This is a genomic window from Bacillus sp. FSL K6-1005 (assembly GCF_038000225.1).
GTDB lineage: Bacteria > Bacillota > Bacilli > Bacillales > Bacillaceae > Bacillus > Bacillus mojavensis.
Map to the genome: position 1 here is coordinate 3,238,700 of NZ_JBBOBP010000001.1, position 16,842 is coordinate 3,255,541.

Annotated in this window: 13 protein-coding genes; 4 read left to right on the forward strand and 9 right to left on the reverse strand. The window is 47.9% G+C overall.

Going from position 1 to position 16,842, the window contains the following annotated elements; translation table 11 throughout:
• Positions 1–248 precede the first annotated feature (248 nt).
• The 8 genes from garD to NST16_RS16705 all read right to left on the reverse strand — a co-directional run bounded on the left by garD (position 249) and on the right by NST16_RS16705 (position 10,323).
• Positions 249–1,781, reverse strand: coding sequence for a galactarate dehydratase (gene garD / locus NST16_RS16670; protein WP_340887637.1), 1,533 nt, complete (start codon positions 1,779–1,781; stop codon positions 249–251).
• A 93-nt stretch (positions 1,782–1,874) separates the two neighbouring features.
• Complete coding sequence (locus NST16_RS16675; RefSeq protein ID WP_340887639.1) at positions 1,875–2,576, reverse strand: FadR/GntR family transcriptional regulator; 702 nt, start codon at positions 2,574–2,576, stop codon at positions 1,875–1,877.
• Between the two features lie 69 nt (positions 2,577–2,645).
• Complete coding sequence (gene gudD, locus NST16_RS16680; protein WP_326203771.1) at positions 2,646–4,013, reverse strand: glucarate dehydratase; 1,368 nt, start codon at positions 4,011–4,013, stop codon at positions 2,646–2,648.
• Between the two features lie 34 nt (positions 4,014–4,047).
• Entirely contained in the window at positions 4,048–5,415 is a 1,368-nt protein-coding gene (gudP, locus tag NST16_RS16685; protein WP_340887643.1) for a glucarate transporter GudP, read from the reverse strand.
• Between the two features lie 84 nt (positions 5,416–5,499).
• Positions 5,500–6,966 carry an alpha-ketoglutaric semialdehyde dehydrogenase GucD gene (gene gucD / locus NST16_RS16690; RefSeq protein WP_229149617.1) on the reverse strand — a complete coding sequence of 489 codons (1,467 nt, stop codon included), beginning with the start codon at positions 6,964–6,966 and terminating at the stop codon, positions 5,500–5,502.
• A gap of 31 nt (positions 6,967–6,997) precedes the next feature.
• The gene (kdgD, locus tag NST16_RS16695) at positions 6,998–7,924 is read right to left on the reverse strand and encodes a 5-dehydro-4-deoxyglucarate dehydratase (RefSeq protein ID WP_340887649.1); all 927 of its coding nucleotides are present in this window, start codon (positions 7,922–7,924) and stop codon (positions 6,998–7,000) included.
• A 212-nt stretch (positions 7,925–8,136) separates the two neighbouring features.
• Positions 8,137–9,081, reverse strand: a complete 945-nt coding sequence (locus tag NST16_RS16700; RefSeq protein WP_010332880.1) for a DNA-binding domain-containing protein — start codon at positions 9,079–9,081, stop codon at positions 8,137–8,139.
• Positions 9,082–9,090: 9 nt separating this feature from the next.
• Positions 9,091–10,323 carry a sensor histidine kinase gene (locus NST16_RS16705; protein WP_168749344.1) on the reverse strand — a complete coding sequence of 411 codons (1,233 nt, stop codon included), beginning with the start codon at positions 10,321–10,323 and terminating at the stop codon, positions 9,091–9,093.
• 301 nt (positions 10,324–10,624) lie between these two features.
• On the opposite strand from NST16_RS16705, the gene NST16_RS16710 reads away from it, so the two are divergent.
• The 4 genes from NST16_RS16710 (at position 10,625) to mmuP (ending at position 15,679) form a co-directional block, all read left to right on the forward strand.
• Positions 10,625–11,608, forward strand: a complete 984-nt coding sequence (locus tag NST16_RS16710; protein ID WP_010332879.1) for a glutaminase — start codon at positions 10,625–10,627, stop codon at positions 11,606–11,608.
• A gap of 21 nt (positions 11,609–11,629) precedes the next feature.
• Positions 11,630–13,066 (forward strand): alanine/glycine:cation symporter family protein, encoded by a 1,437-nt coding sequence (locus NST16_RS16715; RefSeq protein ID WP_168746845.1) that lies wholly within the window; start codon positions 11,630–11,632, stop codon positions 13,064–13,066.
• Between the two features lie 130 nt (positions 13,067–13,196).
• On the forward strand, positions 13,197–14,144 hold the full coding sequence (gene mmuM, locus NST16_RS16720; protein WP_340887650.1) for a homocysteine S-methyltransferase: 948 nt from the start codon (positions 13,197–13,199) through the stop codon (positions 14,142–14,144).
• A 122-nt stretch (positions 14,145–14,266) separates the two neighbouring features.
• Entirely contained in the window at positions 14,267–15,679 is a 1,413-nt protein-coding gene (mmuP, locus tag NST16_RS16725; protein ID WP_340887651.1) for an S-methylmethionine permease, read from the forward strand.
• 35 nt (positions 15,680–15,714) lie between these two features.
• Here the strand turns inward: mmuP and NST16_RS16730 are convergent, their stop codons facing one another.
• Positions 15,715–16,782 carry a branched-chain amino acid aminotransferase gene (locus tag NST16_RS16730; protein WP_168746842.1) on the reverse strand — a complete coding sequence of 356 codons (1,068 nt, stop codon included), beginning with the start codon at positions 16,780–16,782 and terminating at the stop codon, positions 15,715–15,717.
• Positions 16,783–16,842: the final 60 nt, after the last annotated feature.

Sequence of the window (16,842 nt, forward strand, 5' to 3'; positions counted from 1 at the left end):
CGTTAGAGAGAAGGGATGTTTTTAAGGAACAAAAAAAGAGGGCAGCATCGCCACCCTCTTTTCATGACCATATAAGGGTACATACATAGGCAGATTCATCCCGATCCCCGCATCCAGGCGAGAGTCGTTCACTATTGAATTCGTGTCAATCGGAATCTAATGAATGCCATGTCAGAACCCCTCCGTTCATTGTACGTTGATTTTCATTTTACATCATATTCCAGTGTTAATCTACTATAAAAAATGAATCAAGTCACAGGCGCGGGATTAAACAAACACAAATCATTGTGAAGGCCCCAATGGTCCGCCCATGTTTGTTTCCTGCCGCTCGCTACATCTAAGATCATCCGAAAAATTTCCCAGCCGACTTCTTCGATACTGGCCTCTCCGGTAGCGATTCGCCCGGCATTGATATCGATTAAATCCGCCCAATGCTCTGTTAATGAATGGCGTGTAGATACTTTCAGCACCGGCGCAGCAGCCAATCCATATGGTGTTCCTCTGCCTGTCGTAAAGACCTGCAGATTCATGCCTGCCGCCAGCTGAAGGGTTCCGCACACAAAGTCGCTTGCCGGCGTCGCCGCAAACAGCAACCCCTTTTTCTCTGCCTTTTCTCCAGGCCCGAGCACACCCGAAATGGGACTTGTGCCTGACTTTGCTATCGATCCTAACGCTTTTTCCACCACATTGGATAAACCGCCTTTTTTATTGCCAGGTGACGGATTGGCGCTTCTGTCTGCTTCCCCCCGCCGCAGATAGCTGTCATACCACTTCATCTCATCGATCAGCGAACGTCCGACCTCTTCGCTGACAGCCCGCGGTGTTAATAAGTGAATCGCATCCCGCACCTCTGTCACTTCAGAAAACAAGACCGTTGCGCCTGCCCGAACCAACAAATCAGCCGCATATCCCACTGCCGGATTCGCCGTCACGCCGGAAAAGGCATCACTGCCGCCGCATTGCAAGCCAATTACCAGGTCAGAAACAGGGCAGGTTACACGGACTCTGCTGTTGAGTCTGATCAACCGCTCCTCCGCCATTTCCATGATCGAATGAATCATTTTCGCAAAGCCTCGATGATCTTGAAGTGAAATGATATGATCTTTTTTCTCAGGTGCAATCCGTGCCGGGAGGAGCTTTTCACATCCTAATCCGACCACCATCACTTCCCCGCCGAAGTTCGGATGCTTTGCCAGGTTTTGAATCGTGCGGATGGGAATAACAGCGTCTGGGGCATTGATGGCCACGCCGCATCCATATTGATGATGAAGCGGCACGACATCATCGACATTAGGATATTTAGGGAGAAGCTCTTCTTTTATCCGTTTTACCGCATAATCCAGCACACCGACGACACACTGAACACTTGTGGTGATACCGAGAATGTTTTTCGTCCCCACACTGCCGTCAGCATTTCGATATCCTTCAAACGTATAGCCTTCAAGAGGCGGCAGCGGTTTGGGCACTTTGTTTGCGATAGGGAGATCATGGAGTTCGGGAGGGGCGGGCATTCTCACCAATGCTTCCCTCACCCAGCTTCCGCGTTTGATCGGCTGATCTGCAAATCCGATCACTTCTCCATAACGCACAATGGCCTCCCCTCGATTCAAATCGGTTAAGGCCACTTTATGGCCTTGAGGAACATCTTCTTCAAGCATCAGCCCGCATGGAAAAACAGTGCCCTTTGGCAGTCCTCCGTCATTGACGATAATCGCCGTGTTATCTGTAACATTCACTTTGATGTAAAGAGGCGTTTGGTTTTGCCTGAGGTTCATTGCCATAAGAAAATCACTCCTCCTATCTTAGTAAGCGTTTTCTAAATCGGTTCAAGAAAAGCCGCAGATCTTACGTTTCAACTGCGGCTGTTTCAACAATTATTGATCATCCATACCCTTCAAAATTTTGTCACGGACAAATTTCAAATGCTCATACATGTGGTAATGAGCCTGGTAAGGGTCTCTTTTGGCAAGAGCGTCATAGATTTTTTTGTGGTATTCGACCGTTACATCCCTCTCCCTATACGGAATCTGGCTGTCGATTTTCGCATGGGTGATCAGCAGGGATTGAATCATGCCTTCAACAACGGGATTATTGGCACTTAACGCTATAATTCGATGGAATTCTTTATCGGCTTCTCCATAATTGTTGTCAGTGCTGCTGGAGATGTCATCGATTGTTTTCTGTAAACGCTCGAGCTCATCTTCATTTATTTTTTCTGCGGCGATCGTCACCAGCCCGAGTTCTAACGCCATCCGCGCTTCAATAATAGCCGGAAGATTATCTGTCGCCAAAGCAAGCATGACGGAAAAAGGCTGCATCCCGATTTTGTCGTTGAAATACGTGCCGCCGCGGGTTTTTCTCGTGATAACACCCAGCGTCTCTAGTGAGCTAAGCGCCTCGCGAAGCACCGGTCTGCTGACATGTAAGATATCCATTAGCTCCATTTCTGTGGGCAATTTGTCTCCGGCCTTTAATTGTCCGCTTGACAGTAAATGGACAATCCGTTCAATGACTTGTTTAGCTAATGTTTTCCGATTGACTGTATCCACCTTCAGATCTTCTAAACCTTCGTACACGAACAACTCTCCCTTCAGTTGTTCAATTGTAAGACAAAATATTCGTTATGACAATATTTAGAATAAAACTTATCGCACGAGACACGGGCGCTTGCGGTCAAACTCCCAATTGCTGATCAGAAACTGCATAGGGATTGCATCATTCCGTGCGCCTAACTTCATTTTTCGATAGAGATCATGCGCTTTTTCCACTTGTTCCATATCAATGTCGATGCCAAGCCCAGGCTTATCAGGCACCTTCACACAGCCATCAACAATCTCTAAAGGCTGTTTGGTTAAACGCTGTCCGTCCTGCCAGATCCAATGGGTATCAATCGCCGTGATTCGTCCCGGAGCAGCGGCCGCGACATGGGTAAACATGGCAAGGGAGATATCAAAATGATTATTAGAATGCGAGCCCCACGTCAGCCCCCAATCATGGCACATCTGCGCAACCCGCACCGATCCCTGCATCGTCCAGAAATGAGGATCAGCCAGCGGAATATCGACCGCATGCAGCTGAAGCGCGTGCCCCATTTCCCGCCAGTCAGTCGCTATCATGTTTGTCGCGGTCGGCAGGCCTGTCGCGCGGCGGAACTCAGCCATCACTTCACGTGCGGAATAACCATATTCCGCCCCGCACGGATCTTCTGCATACGCGAGCACATCATGCTTTCCTTTGCACAATGCAATGGCTTCCTCTAATGACCACGCCCCGTTCGGATCAAGGGTGATTCTTGCCTCTGGAAAACGTTTTGATAATGCAGTGACAGCTTCGATTTCATCCTCTCCTGACAGCACCCCGCCTTTCAGCTTGAAATCCTGAAAGCCGTAGCGCTCCTGTGCGGATTCGGCAAGACGTACAATGGCCTCAGGCGTCAGCGCTTCCTCATGGCGGAGGCGGAACCAATCGCAATCTGACTGCTGATTGCTTTGATACGGCAATGTCGTCCGCCTTCGGTCACCGATGTAAAATAGGTAACCGAGCATCTTGACCTCATCCCGCTGCTGTCCTTCGCCCAACAAGGCCGCGACTGGTTCCTGAAGAAACTTTCCAAGCAAATCTAACAAAGCAGCTTCCAGCGCCGTAACGGCATGGACTGTAGTGCGCAAATCAAACGTCTGGATTCCGCGGCCTCCCCTGTCCTGGTCCGCAAACTGCTTTCTGACTGTTTGCAAAATCGACTGGTACGCGCCGATCGATTTACCGACAACAAGCGGCTCTGCAAGCTCCAGCGTGCGGCGAATAGCTTCTCCGCCCGGCACCTCGCCCACTCCCTGATTCCCGCTGCTGTCTGTTAAGACGACAAGATTCCGGGTAAAAAACGGGCTGTGGGCGCCACTTAAATTCAGCAGCATACTGTCATGCCCCGCGACTGGAATCACTCTCATTTCAGTAATTGATGGAATATTCGATCTTTTCTCTTTTTGAACCTGTTCTTGTATGGATGAACTCATGTTTTCTCCTCCTTATAAAGCGCTTTCATAAATATTAGACAGGCAATGATTGATCGGGGTCTTGCTGTTGTTTCTTTAATACGACCCGTTTGATCGGCCCGACCAGCAGCAAATAGCTGAGAACTGCTGCAATCGCATTAGCGCCGACAAAAACGAGCGCGCCATTAAAAGATCCTGTGGCATTCACGATGTAGCCGATAATAATCGGAGTCGTAATCGAGGCGATGTTTCCGAATGTATTGAACAAACCGCCGCTTAATCCCGCACACTCTTTTGGCGACGTGTCCGACACGACAGCCCAGCCCAATGCGCCAAAGCCTTTTCCGAAGAACGCGAGTGACATGATCACAACGACGAGCCACGCTGAATCTGTATAGTTGCAGATAATCATGCTGCAAGACAGCAGCATGCCGACAATGATCGGTCCTTTTCTCGCAAAGGTGAGAGAACGGCCTTTTTTCAGTAAAAAATCAGACACGATGCCTCCAAGCACGCCGCCCGCAAATCCGCACAACGCCGGGAGGGAAGCCACAAACCCCGCTTCAAGAATGGACATTCCGCGGGCCTGAACCAAATATACCGGAAACCATGTGAGAAAAAAATAGGTGAGAGTTGTAATGCAATATTGTGCGATGTACACGCCAATCAGCATGCGGTTGGTTAATAACTGTTTGATATACGGCCATTTTGATTCTTTTTCCTGCTTGTTTTGACTATCATCCATTGAAATCAGCCCGCCGCCTTCTTCAATGTACGCAAGCTCGGCTTTGTTAACCTTCGGATGTTTTTTCGGTTCATATACCGTTTTTAACCAGATAAAAGCCAGAAGAATTCCCGCGGCCCCCATCACTACGAAGACGGAATGCCAGCCAAAAGAGTGGGTGAGCCAGCCCATTAAAGGAGAAAAAATGACAATTGCGAAGTATTGAGCTGAGTTAAAAAAGGCTGAAGCTGTACCGCGTTCGGAGCTTGGGAACCAGGAAGCAACCACTCTGCCGTTTCCGGGAAATGAAGGCGCCTCAGATAGCCCGACTAAAAAGCGCAGCGCAAACAGCAGGATAATCGCTGTGCCAGCAGTAAAAAAACCAATCGCCCCTTGCAGCAGCGTGAAAAATGACCAGAAAAAGATGCTTAACGCAATAACCGTCTTTGAGCCAAACCGATCCAGCAGCCAGCCTCCGGGAAGCTGCCCGATGACATAAGCCCAGCCGAAAGCAGAAAACACATACCCCATAGCGACCGAGTCCAGTCCAAGGTCATGCTGGACGGAATCTCCCGTAATCGAAAGCGTCGCACGATCTGCGTAGTTAATAGACGTCACAAGAAACAGCATAAACACGATGAACCAGCGTACAGAGGTTTTTTTGCCCGCCGGCGAAACATTCGCATGGTCTTTTTTCATAATATCTTCTCCTTTGTCAAAGTAGAGAATCATATGCTGGCTGGATAAGGATCGGAAAGAGACAAGCGCCTCTTTCCAGCACCTTTATTGCTTCACAAACACGGTTTTGATCGCCGTGAAAAAGTCCTTCGCAGCCTCACCCTGTTCGCGGGAGTGAGAGCTTGATTGCTTCATGCCGCCAAATGGCGCCTGAAGCTCAACCCCGGCGCTTTCTGCATTGACCCGAACAAGCCCGGCTTCAATCTCATCAACGAATGAAAGCATACGGCCGATGTTTTGCGTAAAAATAGATGCACTTAATCCGAACTTCACATCATTGGCGAGGTCTAAAGCCTCCCCCATCGTATCCACCTTTAACAGAGCGATGACCGGCCCGAAAATTTCCTCCTGGGCTATCGCCATGTCAGATGTCACGTTGTCAAAAATGGCAGGCTGCACATAATATCCGTTTTGATACTTTCCATCCTCCAGCTTTTCTCCTCCAATCAAAAGGGAAGCGCCTTCTTGTTTGCCTTTTTCAATATACGATAGGCAATTATCAAGCTGATTTTTACTTGCGATCGGTCCCATCCAGACGTTTTCGTTCAAGCTGTCTCCAATCGTAATCTCCTTTGTGCGCTGCACCAATTTTTCTTTAAAGCGGTCATAAATTCCGCTTTGGACAATGACACGGCTCGTTGCGGTGCACTTCTGGCCCGTTGAACGGAAAGCGCCTGTCACCACGGCTTCCGCTGCCGCTTCAAGATCAGCATCATCCGCTATGATCACCGGGTTTTTCCCGCCCATTTCAAGCTGATATTTGGCGCCTCTCGCTAAAGCGGCTTGCCCGATGATTTTCCCAACCTGATTCGATCCCGTGAACGTAATGGCATTGACCCCGTCATGTTCGGCAATGCCTTGGCCGACAACTGACCCTTGGCCAGTCACCAAATTGATGACTCCCGCCGGAAGTCCCGCTTCTTCAAAACAAGCGATGATCTTCGCACATGTAACGGCAGTTTCTGTTGCCGGTTTGATGACAACAGTATTGCCGTACACCAATGCCGGCGCCATTTTCCAAATCGGGATCGCGACCGGGAAGTTCCACGGCGAAATCACACCGACGACACCGAGCGGGACACGGGTTGTAAACATCAGTGCGTCTTTGTCAGTGGACGGGATGACATCGCCTGTTTTGCGCATGCCCTCGCCGGCGTAATAGCGAAGAATCGCAATGCCGCGAGCGGTTTCTCCTTTTGCTTCCGGCAGGGTTTTTCCCATTTCACGCGTCGCACATGCGGCGATGTCCTCTAAGCGCTGTTCCATAATATCGGCAGTTTTGTACAGCAATTGGCCCCGTTCTGCACCCGTCAGCTTTCTCCATCCCGTTTTTGCCTCATGAGCGGCGGCGACGGCCCGGTCCACATCATCAGCCGTTGAATTCTGCACATAGCCGACGATGTCGTTCACATCGGCAGGATTTTCCGACTTGATCATATCGCCTGATTGAGATTTGACCCACTCTCCATTAATAAAATTGAGATATGTGTTTTTTTCCGTGATTACAGTCATGCCCATTGCCCCTTTCAGTTTTTTATGTTCGTCAAACCGTCGCGGCCTTCTTCGGGAAACGATCCGCCGCTTGCTTTAAAATGGCTTCTAATTGCTGATAATGTTCTTTTTCAACCGGCCCGACAGGCGGTCTGGCTGTATTTCTCACATTCATCCCCATAATCTCCATGCCGGCTTTGATCAAGGATACCGCGTACCCTTTCCGCTGCTTCCGAATATCGTTGATCGGCAGAATGACATGCTGATAGAGTTCCTTCACTGCATCGTTGTTTCCGTTTTTCAAAGCTTCATAGAACATCCGGGAAATATGCGGAATATAATTCGAAATGGCTGAAGAATAAGAGTGAAAACCGATTGGCAGGTAGGACGGCATCGTCACTTCAGCCATCGGCATTCCGTTAAGCCATCCCAAGCGGTCACCGATTGTATAGGCGAGGTTGATATTCAAATCCATGTTCCCCACTCCGTCTTTCACACCCACAAGCTGTTCAAGCTCCGTCAGCCGCTTGATCTGTTCAAGAGAAAATACGGCATTGTCGCGCTGATACAGAATGGCATTCAATTCTGTGCTTTCAATAATCGTTTTGGCGTACTGATACAGCCCCTCCTGTTCGCCATGCACCAAATACGGAGGAAGGATCAAATAGCCGTCAGCGCCTTTTTTCTCCGATAGGCGCGCCCAATCAAGCGCGGTGCTGAGATTGCCGCCCACGCCCGTATAGACCGGGACCTTTCCTCCCGCAGCCGAAACCGCGACTTCAACCATGTTTTCGTATTCTTTCTGGCTAAGGGACTGAAACTCCCCTGACCCACAGGCGATAAAAATCGCTTCCAAGCCTTCTTCCAGCAAAAACTCGATATTTTGAAACAGAGCTTCTTCCTCCAGCTTTCCTTGTGTATTAAAAGGCGCAACCGGAAAACCTAAAATCCCTTCAGGTGCTTTTCTTATACGGCTCATGTACAAAACCTCCTGTCATTTGTGTAAACAGCTCATTTGAAAGCGCTTTAAAAATGTGCGGCTGTATATCCTCTCCTTCCCGTATATCCTTTTGTTTTATTGTAAGACAAATAAACAATAAGTCAATAACTTTATTTTCTGACTCTTCATAAAAAAGTCAGAAAGCCGCGTTTTCCGCATAAAAAAACAGCCGTTGGTATCCGGCTGTTTTTTCACATACTTCTTTCTTTCATCGTTTCGTTCAAAAGCTTCGCTTCTAAAAAAAATACGTGGATAAATTTTTTCATATTCACTCTGGCAGGGGCGAGGGGTTTCGCATCTTTGGATTGAATTTCTTTCATTTTTTGGCTGACGACCGGGAAATCAAAGAATTTTGATGCGTAGGTTTCGAATTTAGGGTTCGAAAAATCAGTTGTGCCCAATGAGGCAAAATGGTCCAGCGAATGAATGATGGCCCTGCGGATTCGCTGTTCCGAGGCTTTCATTTCACGATTGATTTCCGTTTGTGATGCCGCAGCTCCAAGCTTTCGTTCCGCTACTTGTGTGAAAATTTGTTTTAAAGAAGGGATATTTTTTTCGTAAGGCTCAGATTGTTCATGCTCAGCTAAATACTGAAGGACCGCCATCATATCATGAGCGCCGCCTTCACCCATCATGCCGAGCTCGGATAGCAAGAATGTTCCCGCTTCTTTTAAGCTGTTGTCATTTTTATACTGGGACCGTGCTTTTCGTTCGGTTCGGTTGACCAGCCGGCTTAAAGAGTTTTGGATATCTCCGATCGAGTTTTCAAGCTGGATCCGTTCCTTCACCTTTTGCAGAACAGTTACAATTTCAATACGGTTTATCGGTTTATGAATAAAATATTCAATGCCGAGAGAATACGCTTCTCCGACCATTTCTTTAGCTTCCACTTGTGAGATCATCACGATTTTCCCAGAATAATAGTCCTTGATTCGGCGTATGGTCTCAATTCCGTCCCGCCCGGGCATTAATAAATCGATTAACAAAATATCAATCTGCTTAAATTGCAATATATGCCCTTCCACTTGGCTTCCGTCTTCCGCTTCACCCGCAGCCTCTCCAAGATCCTCATCCTCTATGATCTGCCTTAAAATTGACCGTACCGCACGGTCATCATCAGCGATAAAAAAACGCATATTATCTGTTCATCCTTTCTGAATCAAATGCCTGGCAGGCAGCCTGATGGTAAAGACCACTCCTTGCTGCTGATTGTGAAACTTGATGTTTCCCTCAAGCTCTGTCACGATTTCCTTGACGTAGGAAAGCCCAATTCCGGTTGAAGGCGTGCCAAACTCGTCATACGTTGAGGTAAAGCCCGGATCAAACACAATATCCCCTATTTTCTCCGAAATGCCGGGACCATTGTCTTCCACCTGGAATTCTATCATACTCTCATCTGGCTTACGGAGCCTCAGGCTGACCGTTCCCTCATCCCCCATTGCCTCAACTGCGTTTGCCGTCAAATTATTAATGATAGAAAGAACGATAAATACATGATAATCATCGTGCTCCCCCTCTATTGAACAATGAAAATTGATCTGTTTGCCTAATGATTCAGCGTACTTTTCATTCATTCGAATAACAAGCCGGAAAAGATCCGAGGCATTCATATAATCTTTAAAACTTTCATTGGAAATCAGTTTCGAAAGCCCGGCGAATATCCTCTGGTTGTCCTTTTTCACTTCATGAATTTCCCCGGCCAGCCTTAAGATCCTGCCGCCGAGCTGATCGTCCTTGCCCTTTACTTCCCGGTAGAGCTGATAGGATTCGTTTGTCACATGCTCTGTCGTTTTCAGCGTCTTTTTTAAATGCACTGTTTCTTCATATAAATTCGACACGATCATCAGCATGTGCTCATTTTGCCGCCTTGTCTGCTTTTCTCTGGACTGCGTTTCATACAGTTTCAGCACGTTAAAAAAGCTGATCACAATAAATGTATGAGAAATCGCAACGACCGCGATATCCGTTATTTTCTCAGGCGTCACCACTGTATGAAAAATAAGAAACTGAACAACCAGCTCGACGCTATCGGAAGCAATTTCAATCATAAATCCGTAAAAACCGAGCATAACCGGCCGATCACGATAGCGGTTCGCCCGCAACACATAAAACAGACATGCAAACGTCATGTAAAAGAAAAAGCCTGACGCTTGATCATACAGGATTGGTATCAGTCCAGCGTGTCTTCCGTCCCATAATTCCAATAAGACACGAAATACGAAAACCGATGTTCCAGTCAAAAACCCCGGCAATACAGCGGACACATGCCGCAGCAGCACTAAGAAAAAGAAAAAAGCCGGCGCGCCGAAGCTGATTCGGAACTCTTCATTGAGGGGATAAAATTTCAGTTCGCCTGCAAGCGGCACAGTAATCAGCATGAGCGCCAGTATATATGCGTCTTTCTCAAAAAAACGTTCCAGTTTAATTATGATCACATCCTCATTTTTATTTTGAGGAAAGGACAAAAAACCTGCAAATTTCTTTCGACCCAGTATGTAAGCTTTTTATAAAACCAACGGCTTATTTTCGAAAATTTTTTGTCGTATTTTGTATGATTCTGTAGTCTCTATTATACAGTTATGATACCTTACCGCACTCATGAAAGCGTTTAACGCCTCGTCTGTCTTTAATTATACTCCGCCTCAGTCCCAAATAGCTAAAACAGATAGGAGGAATTTGATGAAAGAACTGATAAAAGAACGCCCGGAAGAAAAGAATCTGGCGTCGCAGCTGTATGAATGGGTAGAACATTACCGCCCCTTTTCCGCCAATGGACAAAGCGCAAATTATATCCCCGCGTTAGGAAATGTCAATGACTCACAGCTCGGCATTTGTATATTGGAGCCTAATGGAGCAATGATACATGCCGGCGATTGGAACGTCCCTTTTACCCTACAAAGCATTTCAAAAGTCATCAGCTTTATCGCTGCGTGTATGAGCCGCGGCATTCCCTATGTGCTTGACCGCGTCGATGTCGAGCCGACAGGTGACGCCTTTAATTCAATCATCCGTCTCGAAATGCACAAGCCCGGAAAACCGTTTAACCCTATGATTAACGCGGGTGCCATTACAATTGCCTCGCTTCTTCCGGGAGAGACAGCCCGCGATAGGCTGGAGTATCTGTACTCTGTCATTGAAACATTAATAGGGAAACGGCCCAGAATACATGAGGAAGTTTTCCGGTCTGAATGGGAAACCGCCCACCGCAACAGGGCACTGGCCTACTATTTAAAAGAGACAAACTTTTTAGAAGCCGATGTGGAAGAAACGCTCGAGGTGTACCTGAAGCAATGCGCCATGGAAGGCACGACAGAAGACATTGCATTGATCGGCCTGATCCTTGCTCATGACGGTTATCACCCGATTCACCGCCAGCAGGTGATCCCGAAAGATGTAGCAAAGCTCGCCAAGGCTTTAATGCTGACATGCGGCATGTATAACGCCTCCGGCAAATATGCGGCATTTGTCGGGGTGCCGGCCAAAAGCGGTGTCTCTGGCGGCATCATGGCGCTGGTTCCCCCAAGCGCCAGAAGAGAGCAGCCTTTCCAAAACGGATGCGGCATCGGCATTTACGGGCCTGCGATTGATGAATACGGCAACAGCCTGACTGGCGGCATGCTGCTGAAGCACATCGCACAGGAGTGGGAACTCAGCATTTTTTAAAATAAAAAACGAGGTGATTGTATGCAGCAATTCCTGGAACATATCGTCGGTTTCGCAAATGATTTTTTGTGGTCAAAGCTATTAATTGTATTGCTTCTTTCTCTGGGAATCTATTTTACGTTCAGGCTTAAATTTTTACAGGTTCGCATGCTGAAGGAAATGGTCAGGGTGTTAAAGGAAGGCGCTGCATCCCGCTCTAAAAACAGCATCTCTCCGTTTCAAGCGTTTTGTATCAGCATGGCAGCCCGTGTCGGCACCGGAAACATTACGGGTATTGCCATTGCGATTGCGCTGGGCGGGCCCGGTGCGATTTTCTGGATGTGGATTATTGCCATTATCGGGTCAGCGTCAAGCTTTGTCGAAAGTACACTGGCTCAAATTTATAAGGTGAAAGATGCAAACGGCTTCCGTGGCGGTCCTGCTTATTATATGGAAAAAGGACTGAACAAAAGATGGATGGGCGCCTTGTTCGCCGTTTTAATCACGCTGTCGTTCGGTATTGTCTTTAACTCGGTTCAATCAAATACGGTCAGTCTCGCGTTTGAAAACGCGTTCGGCACAAACCGCCTGACACTTGGACTCATTTTAATTGCTGTGTTTGGAACAATTATCTTTGGCGGAGTCAAACGCATCGCAAAACTGGCTGAATATATTGTTGTTGTTTTGGCTGTCCTGTATATCGGAGTCGCTTTTTTCGTGATTCTCACAAACATCACCCAGCTACCTGCCGTTTTTACGCTAATTGTCAAAAACGCGTTTGGATTTGACCAGGCGGCCGGCGGCGCTTTGGGAGCGGCTTTAATGCAGGGTGTCAGACGGGGGATTTTTTCAAACGAAGCGGGAATGGGAAGCGCACCGAATGCCGCTGCCACCGCGACGACAAGCCATCCTGTAAAACAGGGGCTGATCCAGGCATTTGGTGTGCTGACTGATACGCTGGTCATTTGTACAAGCACGGCCTTTATCATCCTGTTTTCAGACGCCTATCATACCCCGGGACTGAGCGGAATCGCCTTAACTCAAGCCTCTCTCAGCTCCCATATCGGACCATGGGCATCAGGCTTTCTCGCCATCCTGATCCTCTTATTCGGATTCTGTGCCTTGATCGGCAACTATTATTACGGGGAAACCAATATCGGCTTTTTGAACAAAAGCAAAAAACTGATATTCGTCTATCGCATCGGCGTGCTTGCAATGATCGTGTTTGGCTGTGTGGCCAAGGTGCAGCTTGTATGGGATTTGGCCGATTTGTTTATGGGCTTGATGGTCGTCGTCAACTTAATCGCCATTTTCTTATTATCGAAGGTGGTTTTTGCGGCTCTCCAGGACTATACCCGGCAGAAAAAAGCGGGCAAAGACCCTGTTTTTTATAAAGATGTCATAAAAGATCATGAGCGGATTGAATGCTGGGAGCTTTCAGAAACTTCTGCTGATCCTCATAACAAACAAATATCGTAATGCATGCAGAAGGTGTTCAGATCAATGGAATCTGAACACCTTTGTCTTTCGGTTGATTGACAAACGTTAAGACGTCCTTTACCATTTTCATATCTTTTCAAAAAATCAGAAAGAAGGGTCCGAACAGCCTATGAATCCAATTCAGCATCTATTAGATACATACCCGCTTATCGTGTTAGACGGCGCGATGGCAACCGAGCTTGAACGCAAAGGCTGCGACTTGAATGACAGTCTCTGGTCGGCAAAAATCCTGATGGAGCAGCCGGAGCTGATCAAACAAGTTCATGCCGATTACTTCGCTGCAGGCGCCGACTGTGCGATCACCGCCAGCTATCAGTCTACGTTTGAAGGCTTTGCCGCACGCGGGCTCAGCGAAGCGGAAGCCCGCCGGCTTATCCAGGTGTCCGTCAGTATCGCTGCCGAAGCCCGTGATGAATTTTGGGCACAGAAAGAAAACCGTTTAAATCGGCCAAAACCGATCGTTGCGGCCTCTGTCGGACCATATGGCGCCTATCTTGCGGATGGCTCCGAGTATCGAGGAAACTACGGAATCTCTGAGGATGAGCTGGCTGAATTTCACCGCCCCCGCATGAAAGCCCTGATTGACGCCGGTGCGGATGTCTTGGCATGTGAAACGATTCCATGTCTCACTGAGGCAAAAGCAATTGTCAGCCTGTTGAAGGAATTTCCTGACACATATGCGTGGTTCAGCTTCAGCGCAAAAGACGGTCTGCATATCAGTGACGGAACCCCTGCCGCTGACTGCGCGTCATGGCTTGATCAGCACAGCCAAGCGGCGGCGGTCGGCATCAACTGCACTCCGCTTCAGCATATCTCTTCATTAATAGCTGAGTTAAAGAAGAACACATCTAAACCGATTATCGTCTATCCGAATTCAGGCGAACAGTATGATCCGGACACCAAAACGTGGAACGGCGCAGCATGCGGCGAGCCTTACGGACAAAGCGCGCGCATCTGGTTTGAAAACGGAGCAAAGCTGATCGGCGGCTGCTGCCGGACAAAACCGGAGGATATTAAAGAAATCGCCGGCTGGGCCCGGACTTTAAAAACCACTTGACTTATCGGAATAGTTTGTATATTCTAACTTAAAAGCCGGCTTGCCGGAATCTCGTGTCCCCCGCTGACATGAGATTTTTTATTAGGAAGACATCAAATCGCCGTATAGAAAGTTGGAAAAAGATGAAACCCGCTCACAACAAGAATGAGACAAACTTTCAGAGAAGTATGAAAAGCAGACACCTCTTTATGCTTTCATTAGGAGGCGTCATTGGAACCGGTCTGTTCTTAAGCTCAGGCTATACCATTCAGCAGGCAGGCCCTGCCGGAACCATACTTGCGTACTTAGTCGGCGCGGGAATTGTCTATTTGGTCATGCTGTGCCTTGGCGAATTGTCTGTAGCCATGCCAGTGACAGGCGCGTTTCATACCTATGCAGCAACATACATAGGACCGGGCACAGGTTTTACGGTCGCTTGGCTGTACTGGCTCACATGGGCCGTTGCATTGGGATCTGAATTCACAGCGGCAGGCCTGTTGATGCAGCGCTGGTTCCCCGATACGTCTGTTTGGATGTGGAGCGCCGTTTTTGCTTTGTTGATTTTCCTGCTGAACGCGTTTTCGGTCAAGTTTTTCGCTGAATCAGAGTTTTGGTTTTCCAGCATTAAAGTATTAGCCATCGTATTATTTATTCTTTTAGGCGGCTCCGCAATGTTCGGCATCATCCCGATCAAAGACGGGGGCGCTGCTCCGATGCTGTCAAACTTCACAGCGGAAGGCGGGCTCTTTCCGAATGGATTTGTCCCCATTTTCATGACCATGCTGTCTGTCAACTTTGCCTTCTCAGGAACTGAGCTGATCGGAATTGCCGCGGGAGAAAGCGTCGATCCCGACAAGACCATACCAAAAGCGATTAAAACAACGGTCTGGCGTCTCTCACTTTTCTTTATCGGAACCATTTTTGTACTCTCAGGGCTGATTCCGATTCAAGAAGCGGGCGTTATCAAAAGCCCATTTGTTGCAGTCTTTGACAGAGTCGGTGTACCGTACGCAGCTGACATCATGAACTTTGTCATTCTGACAGCCATCCTGTCAGCCGCTAATTCCGGACTTTACGCATCGTCCCGTATGCTTTGGTCACTGTCAAAAGAACAGACGCTTCACCCAACATTTGCAAAGCTGACACCAAAGGGAATTCCGTTAAACGCGCTGGTGTTCAGCATGATCGGCGGCATCCTGTCACTACTGTCCAGCGTATTTGCGCCAGACACGGTGTACGTTATACTCGTGTCGATTTCCGGCTTTGCCGTCGTTGTCGTTTGGATGGGCATCGCCGCTTCTCAATTCATGTTCAGAAAACGTTATCTGGAAGCGGGAAACAAGATCACGGATTTGAAATACCGAACGCCTTGGTACCCATTTGTGCCGATTGCCGCATTTCTTTTATGTCTGGCATCCGTAATTGGCATTGCCTTTGATCCAAATCAAAGAATCGCGTTATATTGCGGTGTGCCGTTTATGGCCATCTGCTATGCGGTGTATTACGCGAAAAACCGCAAAAGCCGTCCGGCCGCCGATATGACCCATTCAAAATAAAAGAACCTGCCCCAAGGCAGGTTCTTTTTCTATCCTCATACTTCCACTGTCCAATGAAACGGATCTTTCACTTTTCCAAGCTGAATGTCGGTTATCGTTTGATACAGCTTTTTTGAAATTTCTCCTATTTGCCTGTCGTTCACAATCACCGTTCTTCCATGAATATTGAGTTCGCCGACAGGCGTAACAACTGCAGCCGTACCTGTGCCGAATACCTCTGTCAATTCCCCTCGTGCGGAGGCTGCATAAATATCATCGATCGATATCTTTTCTTCCCGGACCGGAATGCCCCAGCTTCGGATCAGCTCAATAGCAGAAGCTCGTGTAATCCCGCTCAAAATGCTTCCGCTTAATGCAGGAGTCACAACCTCTCCATTTATGACGAAAAAGATATTCATGCTCCCTACCTCTTCCGCGTATTTCTTTTCAATGGCATCCAGCCACAGCACCTGATCATAGCCTAATTCATTCGCCTTCTGCTGCGCCTGAAGACTCGCCGCGTAATTTCCTGACGTTTTGGCATTTCCGACTCCGCCATTGACTGCCCGCACAAACTCATCTTCCACATAGATGTTAATCGGCTGCAGCTGATCGCCATAGTAAGAGCCGACAGGCGAAAGCACGATCATAAATGTATAGTTTTTTGACGCCTTTACACCGAGACTCGGTTCGGTGGCAATAACAAACGGACGAATATACAGCGACGTTCCCTTTTCCCTTGGAACCCACTCTTTTTCCAGCTCGACCAATTGCGTCAGTGCCTCCAGCACCAGCTCTTCGTCTAGAGGAGGCATACTCATTCGCTGACATGATCTGTTCAGCCTTTTGATATTTTGCTCCGGCCTGAACAGCAGCACCCTGCCATCTTCAGTTCTGTATGCCTTCAAGCCTTCAAAGACAGCCTGGCCGTAATGAAAAACAGAAGAAGACGGATCGAGCATAATCGGTGCATAAGGAGTAAGTCTAGGATGATGCCAGCCCTTTTCCTCCTCATAATCCATCACAAACATATAATCTGTAAAATATTTGCCGAACCCTAAAGATGATGGGTCTGGTTTTTCCTTCTTTGATGTGATTTTCTCTCGTTCAATAAGCTTGTTCACTGATAAGCACACCTTTCCAGATGAATTTGTTTAAATTTTCTGTCAATTTTGAGATGCAGA